Annotated in this window: 14 protein-coding genes; 9 read left to right on the top strand and 5 right to left on the bottom strand. The window is 34.6% G+C overall.

Going from position 1 to position 14,666, the window contains the following annotated elements; translation table 11 throughout:
- Positions 1–480 precede the first annotated feature (480 nt).
- Positions 481–891, top strand: coding sequence for a transcriptional regulator Spx (gene spx / locus V6S17_RS01760; RefSeq protein WP_029091895.1), 411 nt, complete (start codon positions 481–483; stop codon positions 889–891).
- 89 nt (positions 892–980) lie between these two features.
- On the top strand, positions 981–1,637 hold the full coding sequence (locus tag V6S17_RS01765) for a hypothetical protein (protein ID WP_029091896.1): 657 nt from the start codon (positions 981–983) through the stop codon (positions 1,635–1,637).
- Between the two features lie 80 nt (positions 1,638–1,717).
- Here the strand turns inward: V6S17_RS01765 and V6S17_RS01770 are convergent, their stop codons facing one another.
- On the bottom strand, positions 1,718–2,161 hold the full coding sequence (locus tag V6S17_RS01770) for a leucine-rich repeat protein (protein ID WP_029091897.1): 444 nt from the start codon (positions 2,159–2,161) through the stop codon (positions 1,718–1,720).
- Positions 2,162–2,373: 212 nt separating this feature from the next.
- Here V6S17_RS01770 and V6S17_RS01775 point away from each other — a divergent pair, with 212 nt between their 5' ends.
- The 5 genes from V6S17_RS01775 (at position 2,374) to V6S17_RS01795 (ending at position 10,622) form a co-directional block, all read left to right on the top strand.
- Positions 2,374–3,684, top strand: a complete 1,311-nt coding sequence (locus V6S17_RS01775; protein ID WP_029091898.1) for a helix-turn-helix domain-containing protein — start codon at positions 2,374–2,376, stop codon at positions 3,682–3,684.
- 107 nt (positions 3,685–3,791) lie between these two features.
- Entirely contained in the window at positions 3,792–4,097 is a 306-nt protein-coding gene (locus V6S17_RS01780) for a hypothetical protein (RefSeq protein WP_029091899.1), read from the top strand.
- A gap of 234 nt (positions 4,098–4,331) precedes the next feature.
- A complete protein-coding gene (locus V6S17_RS01785) occupies positions 4,332–6,890 on the top strand; it encodes a hypothetical protein (protein WP_029091900.1) in 2,559 nt (852 codons plus the stop codon).
- Between the two features lie 18 nt (positions 6,891–6,908).
- On the top strand, positions 6,909–7,193 hold the full coding sequence (locus V6S17_RS01790; RefSeq protein ID WP_029091901.1) for a hypothetical protein: 285 nt from the start codon (positions 6,909–6,911) through the stop codon (positions 7,191–7,193).
- A 48-nt stretch (positions 7,194–7,241) separates the two neighbouring features.
- Complete coding sequence (locus V6S17_RS01795) at positions 7,242–10,622, top strand: SpaA isopeptide-forming pilin-related protein (RefSeq protein WP_338515709.1); 3,381 nt, start codon at positions 7,242–7,244, stop codon at positions 10,620–10,622.
- Positions 10,623–11,169: 547 nt separating this feature from the next.
- Here V6S17_RS01795 and ybaK read toward each other — a convergent pair.
- The 3 genes from ybaK to V6S17_RS01810 are packed head-to-tail and all read right to left on the bottom strand — an operon-like array spanning position 11,170 to position 12,264.
- On the bottom strand, positions 11,170–11,652 hold the full coding sequence (gene ybaK, locus V6S17_RS01800; RefSeq protein ID WP_029091994.1) for a Cys-tRNA(Pro) deacylase: 483 nt from the start codon (positions 11,650–11,652) through the stop codon (positions 11,170–11,172).
- 16 nt (positions 11,653–11,668) lie between these two features.
- A complete protein-coding gene (locus V6S17_RS01805) occupies positions 11,669–11,917 on the bottom strand; it encodes a DUF1450 domain-containing protein (RefSeq protein ID WP_029091993.1) in 249 nt (82 codons plus the stop codon).
- On the bottom strand, positions 11,917–12,264 hold the full coding sequence (locus V6S17_RS01810; RefSeq protein WP_029091992.1) for a YuzD family protein: 348 nt from the start codon (positions 12,262–12,264) through the stop codon (positions 11,917–11,919). The genes V6S17_RS01805 and V6S17_RS01810 overlap by 1 nt, the downstream gene beginning before the upstream one ends.
- Positions 12,265–12,384: 120 nt before the next feature.
- Between V6S17_RS01810 and V6S17_RS01815 the strand changes: the two genes are divergently transcribed.
- Together V6S17_RS01815 and V6S17_RS01820 are read left to right on the top strand one after the other, a co-directional pair.
- Positions 12,385–12,657: a NifU family protein gene (locus tag V6S17_RS01815; RefSeq protein ID WP_051457420.1), complete on the top strand. Its 273-nt coding sequence runs from the start codon at positions 12,385–12,387 to the stop codon at positions 12,655–12,657.
- Positions 12,658–12,670: 13 nt separating this feature from the next.
- Positions 12,671–13,189 carry an iron-sulfur cluster biosynthesis family protein gene (locus V6S17_RS01820; RefSeq protein WP_080712951.1) on the top strand — a complete coding sequence of 173 codons (519 nt, stop codon included), beginning with the start codon at positions 12,671–12,673 and terminating at the stop codon, positions 13,187–13,189.
- A gap of 89 nt (positions 13,190–13,278) precedes the next feature.
- On the opposite strand, the gene V6S17_RS01825 is transcribed toward V6S17_RS01820, so the two are convergent.
- Positions 13,279–14,643 carry an MATE family efflux transporter gene (locus V6S17_RS01825; protein WP_375152868.1) on the bottom strand — a complete coding sequence of 455 codons (1,365 nt, stop codon included), beginning with the start codon at positions 14,641–14,643 and terminating at the stop codon, positions 13,279–13,281.
- Between the last annotated feature and the right edge of the window lie 23 nt (positions 14,644–14,666).

Here is a 14,666-nt window from a genome sequence, read left to right on the forward strand (position 1 = left end):
TTTATCGAAATCAAAAGTATCACGCTTAATTAATGAAGCGAAGGAAAAAGGTTATGTTGAAATAAAATAAATAGTCTTATTCAATGTGTTCTTTAGTTAAATCACATGACAGGTTAGTATCTGACTTTTTTTGACAAATCAACATTTTTTCAAAAACAAATAAACTTTTTCGCATCCCAAAATAGATATGTATTTTAAAAATTCAAAAAAAGATGAATCCAATTCAAGCTATAGAGGGCGTGGCTTTACATCGATTTTTAAAAAATAAAGTGAACAAATTATGCAGAATAATTCTGAGTTGAAAAGTCGGAATAACAGATACCCCCTAGACAACTAGGGGGTATAAGCGTTATAATTGACTCAAGAGATATTTAACTTTTAACTTTTAAAAATGTTTATTTTTGAAAAAAAAGGGAAATGCTAAAGAAGTATTTGTTATATCTCAATGAAGCCTTTTAAAATCGAAAGGGGTGCTGGAATATGGTAACAATATATACTACTCCAAGTTGTACATCTTGTCGTAAAGCAGTTGCTTGGTTGAAAGAGCATAATATTCCATTTAAAGAACAAAACTTATTTAAACAAAAACTATCTCGTGATCAATTAAAAGAGATTTTAAGCTTGTCTGAAAATGGAACTGATGATGTGATTTCACAAAAATCAAAAGCATTTCAACATGTAAAGAAAGACATTGATAACTATACATTGGATGAACTTTTCACTCTAATGATTGAAAATCCAACTATTATGAAACGTCCAATATTGATTGATGAAAAAAGACTTGAAGTAGGCTTTAACCAAGAGGATATCCGCAGCTTCTTACCACGTAAAGTAAGAAACTATGAACTCTCTGAATTACAAGCTAAACTTAATCTTGAAGAAGCAATCTAATAAAAACAGTAAGTGATTCTATAACTAGGAAGGCGTAACTCATAGGGTGCGTCTTTTTGTTTATAGAAAAATGTAAGGGGGATATTTGTGTGCAGTACGTTGAAGAGGGTGTGAACCTGTTTGCGAGGAGCAACACGTTATACTTTAATAATGGGAACAAGCTCTATAAAAAAACTAATCAAAGACCTGTAGAACTTATTAACGATGAAAATTACATCGCAGCAAAGTTTGGGGAAGCTTGGATTGCTGTGTTTGAAGTGATAGAAAAAAAGAATGAAAATTGGTTAGATGTTCACGCACAGTTTTATGATGATAAGCTGTTAGTTGCGATGCCCTTTCCAACAAAAGAAATCTACTTGTTTGATAAGTTAGGCCTTATTGTAACACACCATTTTTTAGAGGAGCCCATCTCGGCTATCGATATCAATAAACGCACAAAAGAAATTATAACATTGAGTGATGATGGCAGCCTACTTTCTTATTATAGCTATGAAAATAATGTGTTGGTATTGGTTAAACAACTGCAATTAAAAGTGCAATACACACAAATGTGTTATTGCCATAAAGGCATTTTACTTGTTAATACTTCTGAACAAAAAGTTATTCTTTGTAATGAAGAAACAGAGTCAGATTGGTTGAAGTTTGAAGGTAAAATATTTGATATTATTAGTTTGGATAAACCTGTATTTTATGGGATGTTTTTAGGTGGTATTTATCAAATTGAACCAGCAGAACTTATTGTATAATAAAGAAGAGCAGATTAATCTAAACAATAAAAAACCACAAGATTATTATTTTGTGGTTTTTTATTGTTTAGATTAACATTTCAGGAGAAATAATAATGAGAGTTTTTAAATGCCTGTGGGTGAATCTTTTTTAGATTTGTCAGTTTGACTAATTCTAATGATAAGGTGTTTGCAAAAGACCATGCCCCAATTTCTTTGACATTTTGTAGTTTGATGAGGTGTAGTTTTTTTGCATTATTAAATGCATAAGGTGGTATATTTGTTATATCTGATGTAATTAATATTTCTAAGCTATTCCAGCAGGAATAATTTAATACATTGTTTGATATTGAGAAGCTATTAGGTCCTTCAATAGTGAGATGTTTTATACTATTGGTGCCTTTATCGATAATGGAATCTAATGCTCCGATGAATTCTTGGAAGGTAATTTTTTCTAGGATACGAACAATAACATAAACCTTATTATTTTTATTGCTAAATGATGAAATACAGAACTTTTCATTGTAAGTATTTTCGTTACACATACTATTAATACACCTCCATAACTGTTTATATAGTGTTTTCGTTACTACGCTGTAATAAACTACTTGTTTATTTTAAATGAAATAATTTTTTAAAAAACATTTTTTTTTTAGAAAATAATAAAATAAAAGAAGAATGATAAAAATTTGTACTTTAATAAAAAGAATGCTAAAATTCCATACGGATAGAAAATAACGTAAGAGGAGAGAATTTGATGATAAATATGCATGATTTTTTAGAAACAAATGATCGTAATAAATTATATTTAATACATTTTCTAGAAGCAGATATGAATCATTACTTTCCGATAGATTCGTTAATGAAAAACTTGGGTATATCAAGATTTAAAGTTGAAAATTTGATTGAGGAATTAAATGTTGAATTAGCTGAACTCAAATTAAATAAACTTGAAATTATTAACATTCATTTTGTAACAGCAACCAATATCAACGAAGAAACTATTATACGTTTGAGAAGAAGTTATGTGAGAAAATCATACTATTTCTGTTTGTTTGAGGAATTACTTTATAGGAAGACAAGTCTAGCAGAATTTGCAGAGAAGTTTTTTATAAGTGAATCAAAAGCATATGATGTTAAAAAGAAATTATCTAGTATGTTAAAACCGTTATCTATATCAATAAAAAATGGACAGATACAAGGTGATGAGGAAAAAATCAGACTGCTTTATTTTGATGTATATTACTTTTTCTTTAATGGATGCAAAGATATATTTAAAGTCAGAATAGATGAAATTAAAGAACATGAAGAGATTATTTCAAATTTAAAAGGGAGTATACCTTTAAGTCAGGAAGAAAAGATATATATTTTCATGAGGATTATTAATAAAAGGATTAAGAATGAAAACTATGTTGAAATCTCCTCTACAGATTTCAATAGTGAAAATGATACTTTAAAAGCTTATCAAAAATACATTCCTATGAAAGATAAGGATATAAAAATACAAGAAACACTTTATTTTTCACGGTTTTTATATGCTGAAAACTTCATACCGATTGAAGATACTGATATAGGTAAAGCAAATATACGCTTAGTTAATAAGATAGGTACAGATTTTTCTGAAAAAATAGTGAGAGAATTGTTGCAGGAGATCAATGCAATTAATGATAGTGAAATATTGCCTCAGTTAATGGCGAATATCAATCGTATTAACTTTCGCTGGATATATTTTCAATATTCGACAAATACCTTTATAACGGATAACCAATGGAAGTACTTTGAAGAAGTGTATCCAGAATATTTTGAGTTTGTTATTTCATTTATTGAAAAGGCGGCATTTATTAAATCTGAAAGTGCAAAAAAAACATTGTTTTATGATTATCTTTTTGCGATTATAACGATAGTACCAATCTCTTACCTTTCAAGAAGTATTAATATATGTATCGACTTTTCAAGAGGAAAAACTTATACTGACTATATATCAAATAATATTTTACAGTTTCAGTCAATGGACATAAATATTAGTACTAAACCTGATGATAAAACGGATTTATATATCAGATTATAATTCTGAGTTTGTATCTTGTAATCAAATAATATGGAAAGAGCCACCCACTAATAAAGATTGGAAGAATTTTGGGAATACGCTTGTATTTATACGAAGGGAGAAACAACGTGAAAAAGCAAAATGAATTCATTGGTTTCACAATAATATTTTTGAGCGCCACGATTATTATGTTACCTCATTCGGTACAAGCTGCTGATACATATAGTGCGAATGATTCTATTAAAATTAATTTCAGGAATAAAAAAATGGTGAAAGAAAAAAAAAGCAAGCCAGATGACACACAAAAAAATTTCAAAAAAATTGAGCAGCAATTAGCTATAATGCAAGGAGAAAAAATTGAAGATGATAATACTGATACGTATTTAGGTGGTTTTTTCTCTTCATTAGCCGGAACGGTTTTTTTTGCAGAATAAGTAAATAATATAAATTAAAGAAGGAAAAAACATGTTGCAGATACTGCGACATGTTTTTTTGTTTTTTAAAAAAATAATAAAAAAATAAAAAGAAAAAAAAGAATATACTACGTTACACTAAATATTAGGGTATTAAGTTTATATACTGTTTTGATAGTTTAAGCTTAATTAAAGTATACAAATAATCGTTGTATGATTTTGAAAAATAAATTTAAGAATTTTGGAGGAAAGAATATGCATAAAATTAAAGAATCATTGACTAAACAACTCTTAATAATTGTGGCAGTGATTGTTGCAATTAGCCAGATAGGAATTATTTCAGTTATTGCCGATGTAAATGAACCAACTAGTGATGTTCTCATTACATCTGAAAAAACAAACGTTGGAATTGACGAAGTTTTTAAAGTGAATGTAAAAGGAGATGAAGTTGATCTTACCGATTTCAAAATCTCATATCCAAAATCATTGACACTAGTGAGTGAAAAAAACATCAACAAAAAACATATTGAATACCAGTTTAAAGCTTCTACTGAAGGTGAATTTACAGTAAATGGATTACTAAAAGATAAAGAATTAGAAGGCGTAACAATAAAGGTGAAAAATGAGAAAGAAGCAGAAAAGGCCAAAGAAGCAGATGCTACGCCTAAAGCTTCTTTAAATAAATCAGTTGTCGCGGAGAAAGATCCCATCGACAAGGGAACTAAAAATGCAACATTAGAATATGATGTTAATTTAAGTGCGCAAAAAGATGTCGATTTTTCGTCAGGTGAAAATTATTTAGGGTTTCCGTATAAAGTTACAATAAACTCGACAGCAAATGCAACGAATACTCTTGCAGGTGTAAACTTAACTTTCAAGATTCCTTCGGGTTATAAGTTATCCTCAGATGGCGAAAACTCAGGGATAGTTACAGGTCCTGATTCGATTGTAAAGGAGTATACAATCAATGACGACGGGACAATCAATATTGTGCTAAATGAGATTACTAAAACAATTGCTGAATTTACGATTGCGATTGTTCCCATCACGGATGCCGGTAGTGAAGCTAATATTCATGATAGATATGATGGTGAGATTCTTACTGGATCAATTGTAGGGTCAGAAACAGTGTCGGGTAAGGTACCACAATCAGAGCAACAAACAACATTACACGGCACAACAGATTATGCTGTTAATAAAACAGCAGCCACTGCCCCAGGTTCAACGAATCGACTAGTCACCTATTCATTCAATGTTAATCGTGTAGGTTCTAATAAAGAAATTACATTACAAAATTTAAAATTAGAAGATAACATCCCGGCAGGTGCAATTATTAAGAGTAGCAATAATTCGGGTGGTAAGTGGATCATAACAGGTGATCAAAATACAGGATGGAAAGCGATTTGGGAAAGGGACAAACAGTTTTACGGTGCAGGTAATTCCCTATCTTCACAAGATGGTGAAATACCATCACTAGTAGTGGAGTATCCTGAAGATAAATTTCCTGATGATACAAGGCCACCTAAAAACATCGTAACGATGTCGGCTAATGATAATAACCCTGAGAGTACAGAAATAGTAGGGAAACCTAGTGAAGCACAAGGTCCAATCTTATCCAGTGGTGAGGATGATTCTAGCGGTCTTGATAAAAAGATATTAACCAACACATGGTTATCAGGAAGTATTTATTCTAACTATGAGGTGAATGGTAGTTTTGTTGCAGATAAAAATTCGAAAAAAAGTGTTAAAAATATGACAATTGAAGACAGTATGGATCGTTTTGGGAACGGGGTTTTTTGGAGCCATTTTATAATTTCAAATATAAATATACAGTTAAATACACCGATTGTAGAGGGTGATACAAAATTGACTGTGAGTTATAAAACAAATAAAAACGGCTGGAGAAACGCTAGTGATGCAAAAGCTAAATCGGTTTTAAAGATAGGTTTTCATGTTGTAGGGAGTCTTAATTATGCCCAAACGGACAAATCAGATTTACAGATTGATTTACAACCGGGTGAAGTTTTAACTGGTTGGAAAGTATCGGTAGTAAATGAAAAAGATAAAGCTGAGAATGTACAACCGAAAATTATTGTAAACGGTATTTCTTCTTTTGCGAACATTTTTGATCAAACAATTGACCATAGCATTAAATCGATACAAAACACTGCTAGCCAAGAAGTTGAGTTTAAAGATGGTTCGATAAGCGAAGAAAAGACATCTGAAGCAAAAGTTAATTTACAACCCAATTTAAACTTAAATACGATTGTCAATGTCCCTTCTACATTAACAGTTGGAAAGACAAATAATTTTACAGTTTACGCGAATAATCTAACACCAGAAGAAGATGTTGACGGTGCAATTATGAGGGTAGTTCTACCTGCAGGAGTAACTTTGGATTCTAGTAAGGGTGTTAGTGCAGCTGAAAAAAAATTAGGTGCACCATACAATATTGACGTTCCTCAACCAGGTAACGATATTGATATTACGACAGAAGTATTGCCAGCGACGGCTGATTATAACGCATCTCGACAAGTTGTAGTGTTCAAGTTCAAAAAAGCATTAGCAACATTACAAAAAGCAGGTTCCGCATCAGATAGAAATATCGGGAATTCAGGCTTTAAGTATAACTTACCTGTTAATGTTTCTCAGGTTGCATATGATGCTTTTATTGAAAATAATCAAAAAGCGCCAATAGAAAGTTGGATTACTACTGATTCCGAAAAATTCAAAGACTATTCGGTCGTTGCCTATGGAAGCCGAAATCATCAAGACATTCATGATTTTGATAAAAATAGAGACTCGATTGTATGAGACAGTAAGTTTTCACAGGTGATTAGTGACGGAGGGTTGATATTATCTAAATCAGTTGAGGGCGCAGTTAACACTGGTTTTTCTGATCAAGCAACCACTAGTAATGGCGAAAATGCAACCTGGAAATTACTTTTGAATAATACATTATCAACTCAAGTAGTTTCTCCTGTTATTTTCGATGATATTAGTAAACTAAATGGGAATTCCGATTTTATAACGAAGTTAACTGGACCAATAGAAGTTAGTAAGGGTGCAGTTGTAGAGTACTCTAAAGATGCCACATCTAGTAATAATGGTTCTTGAAGTAGTGATTGGAAAGAGGCTAAATCTTTTAAAATCACTAAAAATGTATTGAATATTGGAGAAAAAATAGAAGCCTTTGTTCCAGTCACAAGTCCTATAAGTGCAAAACAAGGTGAGCTAACAATCAATACTGCTCAGGGTGAAGCTATTTTAAATGGTAATACGTTACCGTTCACTTCAAATGAGGCACAAATTAATATAGTAGTCGATACAAACACTGTCGTGTTAAGCAAAACAGACGATACTACAAAGGAAAAATTACAAGGTGCAGTTTTTGACTTGCAAGATTCGAACGGAAAAGTGTTGCAAAGTGGTTTAACAACAGATGATGAAGGCAAGATTACTGTTGATGAATTAGTTGTTGGAACATATCAATTTGTGGAAACCAAAGCTCCAACAGGTTATGAGTTGGATGCCACACCGATTAAGTTCGAGGTCAAAAAAGGCCAAACAGAAGTGGTACAAGTAAGCATGACAAACGAATTAACAAAAGGTGGTTTCGTATTAACGAAAACTGACGACAAAACAGGCGAAGCTTTACAAGGTGCTGCTTTTGAATTACAAGACACCGACGGAAAAGTATTACAAAGTGGTTTAACGACGGATGCTTCTGGTAAAATAGCTGTTTCTGATTTAACACCCGGCAACTATCAATTAGTCGAAACGAAAGCCCCAACAGGTTACGAGTTGGATAGCACACCGATTAAATTTGAAGTTGAAAAAGGTCAAACAGAAGCTGTTCAAGTAAGCATGACGAACGAATTAACTAAAGGTGGTTTCGTATTAACTAAAACTGACGATAAAACAGGCGAAGCTTTACAAGGTGCTGTTTTTGAATTACAAGACACCGACGGAAAAGTATTACAAAGTGGTTTAACGACGGATGCTTCTGGTAAAATAGCTGTTTCTGATTTAACACCCGGCAACTATCAATTAGTCGAAACGAAAGCCCCAACAGGTTACGAGTTGGATAGCACACCGATTAAATTTGAAGTTGAAAAAGGTCAAACAGAAGCTGTTCAAGTTTCGATGACAAATACATTAACAAAAGGTGGGTTTGTTTTAACAAAAACCGATGATAAAACAGGCGAAGCTTTACAAGGTGCTGTTTTTGAATTACAAGACACCGACGGAAAAGTCATTGAAAGTGGTTTAACGACGGATGCTCCAGGAAAAATAGCTGTTTCTGATTTAACACCCGGCAACTATCAATTAGTCGAAACGAAAGCCCCGACAGGTTATGAGTTGGATGCCACACCGATTAAATTTGAAGTTGAAAAAGGTCAAACAGAAGCTGTTCAAGTTTCGATGACAAATACATTAACAAAAGGTGGGTTTGTTTTAACAAAAACCGATGATAAAACAGGCGAAGCTTTACAAGGTGCTGTTTTTGAATTACAAGACACCGACGGAAAAGTCATTGAAAGTGGTTTAACGACGGATGCTTCAGGAAAAATAGCTGTTTCTGATTTAACACCCGGCAACTATCAGTTAGTAGAAACGAAAGCCCCAACAGGTTATGAGTTGGATAGCACACCGATTAAGGTCGAGGTTAAAAAAGGCCAAACAGAAGCTGTTCAAGTAAGCATGACGAACGAATTAACTAAAGGTGGTTTCGTATTAACGAAAACTGACGATAAAACAGGTGAAGCTTTACAAGGTGCTGTTTTTGAATTACAAGATGCCGAAGGCAAAGTCATTGAAAGTGGTTTAACGACGGATGTTTCTGGTAAATTAGCAATCGATCAGTTAAAACCAGGCAACTATCAATTAGTAGAAACGAAAGCCCCAACAGGTTATGAGTTGGATAGCACACCGATTAAGTTTGAGGTTAAAAAAGGTCAAACAGAAGCGGTACAAGTAAGCATGACGAACGAATTAACAAAAGGTGGCGTTATTTTAACGAAAACAGATAACGTATCAGGCGAAGCTTTACAAGGCGCAGTATTTGAATTACAAGATGTCGAAGGCAAAGTCATTGAAAGTGGTTTAACGACGGATGTTTCTGGTAAAATAGCTGTTTCTGATTTAACACCCGGCAACTATCAATTAGTAGAAACAAAAGCCCCAACAGGTTACGAGTTGGATAGCACACCGATTAAGGTCGAGGTTAAAAAAGGCCAAACAGAAGCTGTGCAAGTAAGCATGACAAATACATTAACAAAAGGTGGGTTTGTTTTAACAAAAACCGATGATAAAACAGGCGAAGCTTTACAAGGTGCTGTTTTTGAATTACAAGACACCGACGGAAAAGTATTACAAAGTGGTTTAACGACGGATGCTTCAGGAAAAATAGCTGTTTCTGATTTAACACCCGGCAACTATCAATTAGTCGAAACGAAAGCGCCAACAGGTTATGAGTTGGATAGCACACCGATTAAGTTTGAGGTTAAAAAAGGTCAGACAGAAGCTGTACAGTTAGCAATGACAAATGAGTTAAGTAAAGGTGATGTTATTCTAACAAAAACAGATAACGTATCAGGCGAAACTTTACAAGGCGCAGTATTTGAATTACAAGATGCCGAAGACAAAGTCATTGAAAGTGGTTTAACGACCGATGTTTCTGGTAAATTAGCAATCGATCAGTTAAAACCAGGCAACTATCAATTAGTCGAAACGAAAGCGCCAACAGGTTACGAGTTGGAAACCACACCGATTAAATTTGAAGTTAAAAAAGGTCAAACAAAAGCCGTGCAATTAGCAATGAAAAATGAGCTAAGCAAAGGTGGGTTTGTATTAACTAAAACCGATGATCAATCAGGTGAAGTTTTACAAGGTGCTGTTTTTGAATTACAAGATGCCGAAGGCAAAGTCATTGAAAGTGGTTTAACGACCGATGTTTCAGGTAAATTAGCAATCGATCAGTTAAAACCCGGCAACTATCAATTAGTAGAAACCAAAGCGCCAACAGGTTACGAGTTGGAAACCACACCGATTAAATTTGAAGTTAAAAAAGGTCAAACAAAAGCCGTTCAATTAGCAATGACAAATGAGCTAAGCAAAGGTGGGTTTGTATTAACTAAAACCGATGATCAATCAGGTGAGGTATTACAAGGCGCAGTATTTGAATTACAAGATACTAATGGCAAAAAAGTTCAACGAAATTTAACCACGGATAGTGCTGGTAAAATAGCTGTTGCTAAATTAAAGCCAGGTAAGTATCAATTAATAGAAACAAAAGCACCTCAAGGTTATGAATTAGATGCTACTCCGGTGACATTTGAAGTTATGGGGAATCAAAAAGAAATAATTAAGGTAGCTAAGACAAATAAAGCGATAACAAATGAAAAAGAGGTCGTTCCCCCAGTACCAAATAAAAAACTTCCTAGTACTGGTGATGAAAAAGAGTCTATGCCATACGCAGGTATCCTGCTTTCAGTCTTGTCTTTCGTATTGTTATGGAAGAGACGTGTACAACATCGTCAATAAATAGGTAAGAAGATTTTTCGAAGATTCTTAAATCTAGCATCTATATTTATTAAAAAGTAGTAAGCCCAACAGGGTTTACTACTTTTTTTTATGAAAATATCAGGGTGGAATGGTGCTGTCAAATAGTAATATAAGGAATGGTACTCTTAAGAGCATTAACAAATGGATTGGTACTCGCTTTCGCTCCGTCCCATACTGGCCTTGTATGCTCATGTCTTCGCAACAATGTCAGCACCCATACTGTCCTTGTAAGCTCATAACTTCGCAACGATATTAGCACCCATACTGTTCTCGTAAAGCTCATAACTATTGATTGGTACTCAATTGCTAGAAGGAATGGTACTCGCTGTCGCTGCGTCCCATACTGGCCTTGTATGCTCATGTCTTCGCAACAATGTCAGCACCCATACTGTTCTCGTAAAGCGAATAAATTCGCAACGATATTAGCACCCATACTGTTCTCGTATAGCGAATAAATCCGCTACGATAACAACAAAAAAGCTGCACAGAAGTGCAGCTGTAAAAATTACGTATTTTAAAGTGAAAATTAATTCATTATAAGGGATGCAGTCGTAGCAGCCGTAGCGTGCACTAAGTCGGGGCCTGACAAAATAATTTGTAAGCCACGTTTACCCGCAGAAACAGCGATTTTTTCTTTTTCAAGAATCGACTGATGCATAAAAGTAGGCAAGCTTTTTTTCATGGCGAGTGGAGAACAACCCCCTCGTATATAACCGGTAATAGGGAGTAATGTTTTCACTTCAATCATGTCCACGCGTTTATTACCACTGATACGGGCAAGTTGTTTTAAATCAATATGTTCATTAGCAGGGATACAGGCGACAAGATGCCCTGTTTTATCACCGATTAATACAAGTGTTTTGAAAACAGCATCTGCTTCCATGCCGATTGACTCACTTGCATGAGTAGCATCAAGTTGTTCAGGATGCCATTCATAGCTAGTAATATCGTAAGTGACACTCAATTTGTCTAATTCACGCATTGCATTTGTTTTTTTGCTTTTTGCCATCTGCTTCTGCCATCCTTTAATTTACTTTATCTAAAAAATCCTCATCATACAAATAAGTATAGATGTTGTGAATCAATTCGTCGGGTGTATCACCTTTAATTACTTCGCCTTCGACTAATGCGTAAGGGGAAGTTGCGCAGGTATCGCAATAAGTGAGACAGCTATAACTAACAACGTCTAAGCGGTCATCGTTTTCTAATTCTTGTAGTGCTTTTTCTGCGCCAGATAATAAATTATTCACGCAAAATTCAATCAAGGGGTTCATTAAATCACATTCTCTTTCTTTCGGGAAACAGGCGTATAGCCGTTATCTTCCATATAGCGATATACTTTCTTTAAACGAGGTTGCCCTTCTGTTAATATCTCATTATCAACAACTACTACCGGATAAAATAAATCCTCTTCAATGATTTGATGGGCCATATTTAAATGAATGTCATCTTCTGGAGGCGAATAAATATCGATATAGGTCACTGAAAATAGTTGGTCAGGAAACTTGCGTCCGATAGCAGCACGTAGCCACCCTTCAGTATCCTTAGAAGAAGGCATGTTCACACAACTCGGGCATAGTATAGTAGCACCGTATACAAAAAATTCGACGTTTTTTTTCATACGTATTGTCCCCTTTATTGGTTGTTTACCCTTATTTTAAGTCAAAAAAATAAATTTAGCCATTAATTGGATTGATTTGAAAGATTTCTACAGTCGCTTTTTATGACCAAAGACTTTATAATGAAGAAAGGAATACTATTTGAAAGGCAGGTGGGCAAAGTGAGTCAAGAAGAGCAGATTGAAATTGAACGAACGCTCGATAAATTGCGCCCTTATTTACTCAAAGATGGTGGAAATTGTGAATTTGTAGATTTCCAAAATGGTATTGTTGAAGTGCGGTTATTAGGTGCTTGTGCAACATGTCCAAGTTCCGATTTCACTTTAACGGCAAGCATTGAACAACGTTTGTTAGATACACTACCATATATAAAAGGCGTTAAACAAGTTTTTTAACAAGGAGGCAGGAATGATGACGACAGAACGAACAGTTGATTTCACAGAGAATGCACAAAAAGAAATAAGAGATGCAATGAAAAAAAACGAACTTGAAGGTTATGCTTTTAACCTTTACTTAGAACGTAATGAATACGGTGGTTTAGGCTATGGTATGCAATTAACGGATGAACAGGTAGCCGATGACGTGGAAGAAACTTTTGAAGGCTTTGTATCGGTTGTTCGTAAAGAAGATGTTCCTTTCTTAGCAGGAACAACAGTTGATTATGGCGTTCAACATGGTAGCGAGGGTTTTATTATCGATAATCCTAACATACAGCAACAACAATCTGGTTGCGGATGTGGTGGTCATGGACATGATCATGATCATGGACATTCACATGCTCATGCAGAATCAGGTTGTGGTTGCGGTGGACATGGTCACGGACATTCACACGTAGAAGAAGCGACAGAAGAACGCACATGTAAATGTGGACGTAAAGACGGTAGCAATCCTAACGGAGAATGCCAGTGTCAGAAAGAAAAAGCATAAAAACTGATTGAAGTTTAGACTAAAACAACATGTTATAATTTTTCATAAAAAAACCAGAATATCAAGTGATATTCTGGTTTTTTTTTTTACTATAAGATACTTTTTAAAGCCCATACTTTTGAGCGCCAACGATAAGCCATTAATCCTCCACGGAGGCCCTCATCGATGATGTAAGCAATCCAAATCCCAGCTAACCCTATGTGTAACGGAACACTTAAAAGATACGCAAACGGCAAGCTGACAATCCACATGATAATCAAACCAACGATGAGTGGAAAACGAACATCACCCGTTGCATTAAGTGAGTTAATTAAGATGATATTTGTTGCCCGCACCGTTTCGAGTACCAACCCAAGTAAGAAAAGATTTTTGGACAATTCGATAACTTCGGGATCGTTTGTGAAGAAGCTCATAATTGGTGTTGAAAAAATATAAAGCAAAAAACTGCCGATAAGTGCGAGCGCAGTTCCAATAATCCAGCCATGCCAACCTTGACGATAAGCTTGATCGGGATTTCGAGCACCGACTTGATGCCCAATCAAAATCTGTGTTGCTTGCCCAATTGAAATGGGTAATAAAATGACGAACTGTGAAATACTAGAAACATAAACTTTTGTTGTCAATGCAGTTGAACCCAGCACAGCAACAATAGTAGTAATAATAATTTGAGAACCATTATACGAAATCGATTCACCAGAAGATGGGAGACCCAGTCTTAAAATAGCATAGCTAAGTTTATAGGTGACATCTTTTACTTTTTTAAATGAGAAGGTATAGCCTACGTGACGTTTGAGAAGGTATAGAGCTAATAATAACCCCACAAAGTTAGCGAGGGCAGTTGCAATACCAACACCTGCCATACCTAATACAGGGATTCCGAAAGGTCCAAAGAGGAACAAGTAGTTTCCGATTACATTTAAAATACTCGTAACAACAGGAACATACATGGCTTGTTTAACATAGCCGTGGCTTCTTAATATAGGAAGAATGGCTACTTGGATCGCAATGACAATAGATGCACCACCGATCCATTGTAAGAAAGGCGTTCCTAATGCAATTAAATTATCATCGAGTCCTAACCAGCTTAAAAAGTGTGATGAAAAGAAGAGGAATACAACAGTGAGAATAATACCTAAGATAGCAGCTAGTACTAATCCAGTTGTAATAACATGCTCAATTTCTTTTCCACGTTTTGCGCCTAACAACTGCGACACCAGGATTTGTAAACCAACAGAAACAAACCCATAAATATAGATTGTTAAGACGATTATTTGGTTGGCGACACCTGCAGCTGTAGCTGCTTTATCAGAATAAAAACTCAGTTGAAAGATATCGATGTTTGTCATCAAAACTCTCAAAAATTGTTCTGTAAAGATAGGCCAAGCGAAGGTTAATAAAGCAATTGTCATCAATTTGATAGACATTTTGCCAGAGAGATTAAATTTAGATTGCATAGTACACTCCTTCATAACAAATA

This window comes from Brochothrix thermosphacta DSM 20171 = FSL F6-1036 (genome assembly GCF_036884295.1).
Lineage (GTDB): Bacteria > Bacillota > Bacilli > Lactobacillales > Listeriaceae > Brochothrix > Brochothrix thermosphacta.

Excerpts from the sequence above, each read along its gene's own strand:
- spx (WP_029091895.1), top strand. The coding sequence starts at position 481 with ATGGTAACAATATATACTACTCCAAGTTGTACATCTTGTCGTAAAGCA.
- V6S17_RS01770 (WP_029091897.1), bottom strand. The coding sequence starts at position 2,161 with ATGTGTAACGAAAATACTTACAATGAAAAGTTCTGTATTTCATCATTT.
- V6S17_RS01775 (WP_029091898.1), top strand. The coding sequence starts at position 2,374 with ATGATAAATATGCATGATTTTTTAGAAACAAATGATCGTAATAAATTA.
- V6S17_RS01785 (WP_029091900.1), top strand. The coding sequence starts at position 4,332 with ATGCATAAAATTAAAGAATCATTGACTAAACAACTCTTAATAATTGTG.
- ybaK (WP_029091994.1), bottom strand. The coding sequence starts at position 11,652 with ATGGCAAAAAGCAAAAAAACAAATGCAATGCGTGAATTAGACAAATTG.
- V6S17_RS01805 (WP_029091993.1), bottom strand. The coding sequence starts at position 11,917 with ATGAACCCCTTGATTGAATTTTGCGTGAATAATTTATTATCTGGCGCA.
- V6S17_RS01810 (WP_029091992.1), bottom strand. The coding sequence starts at position 12,264 with ATGAAAAAAAACGTCGAATTTTTTGTATACGGTGCTACTATACTATGC.
- V6S17_RS01815 (WP_051457420.1), top strand. The coding sequence starts at position 12,385 with ATGAAGAAAGGAATACTATTTGAAAGGCAGGTGGGCAAAGTGAGTCAA.
- V6S17_RS01820 (WP_080712951.1), top strand. The coding sequence starts at position 12,671 with ATGATGACGACAGAACGAACAGTTGATTTCACAGAGAATGCACAAAAA.
- V6S17_RS01825 (WP_375152868.1), bottom strand. The coding sequence starts at position 14,643 with ATGCAATCTAAATTTAATCTCTCTGGCAAAATGTCTATCAAATTGATG.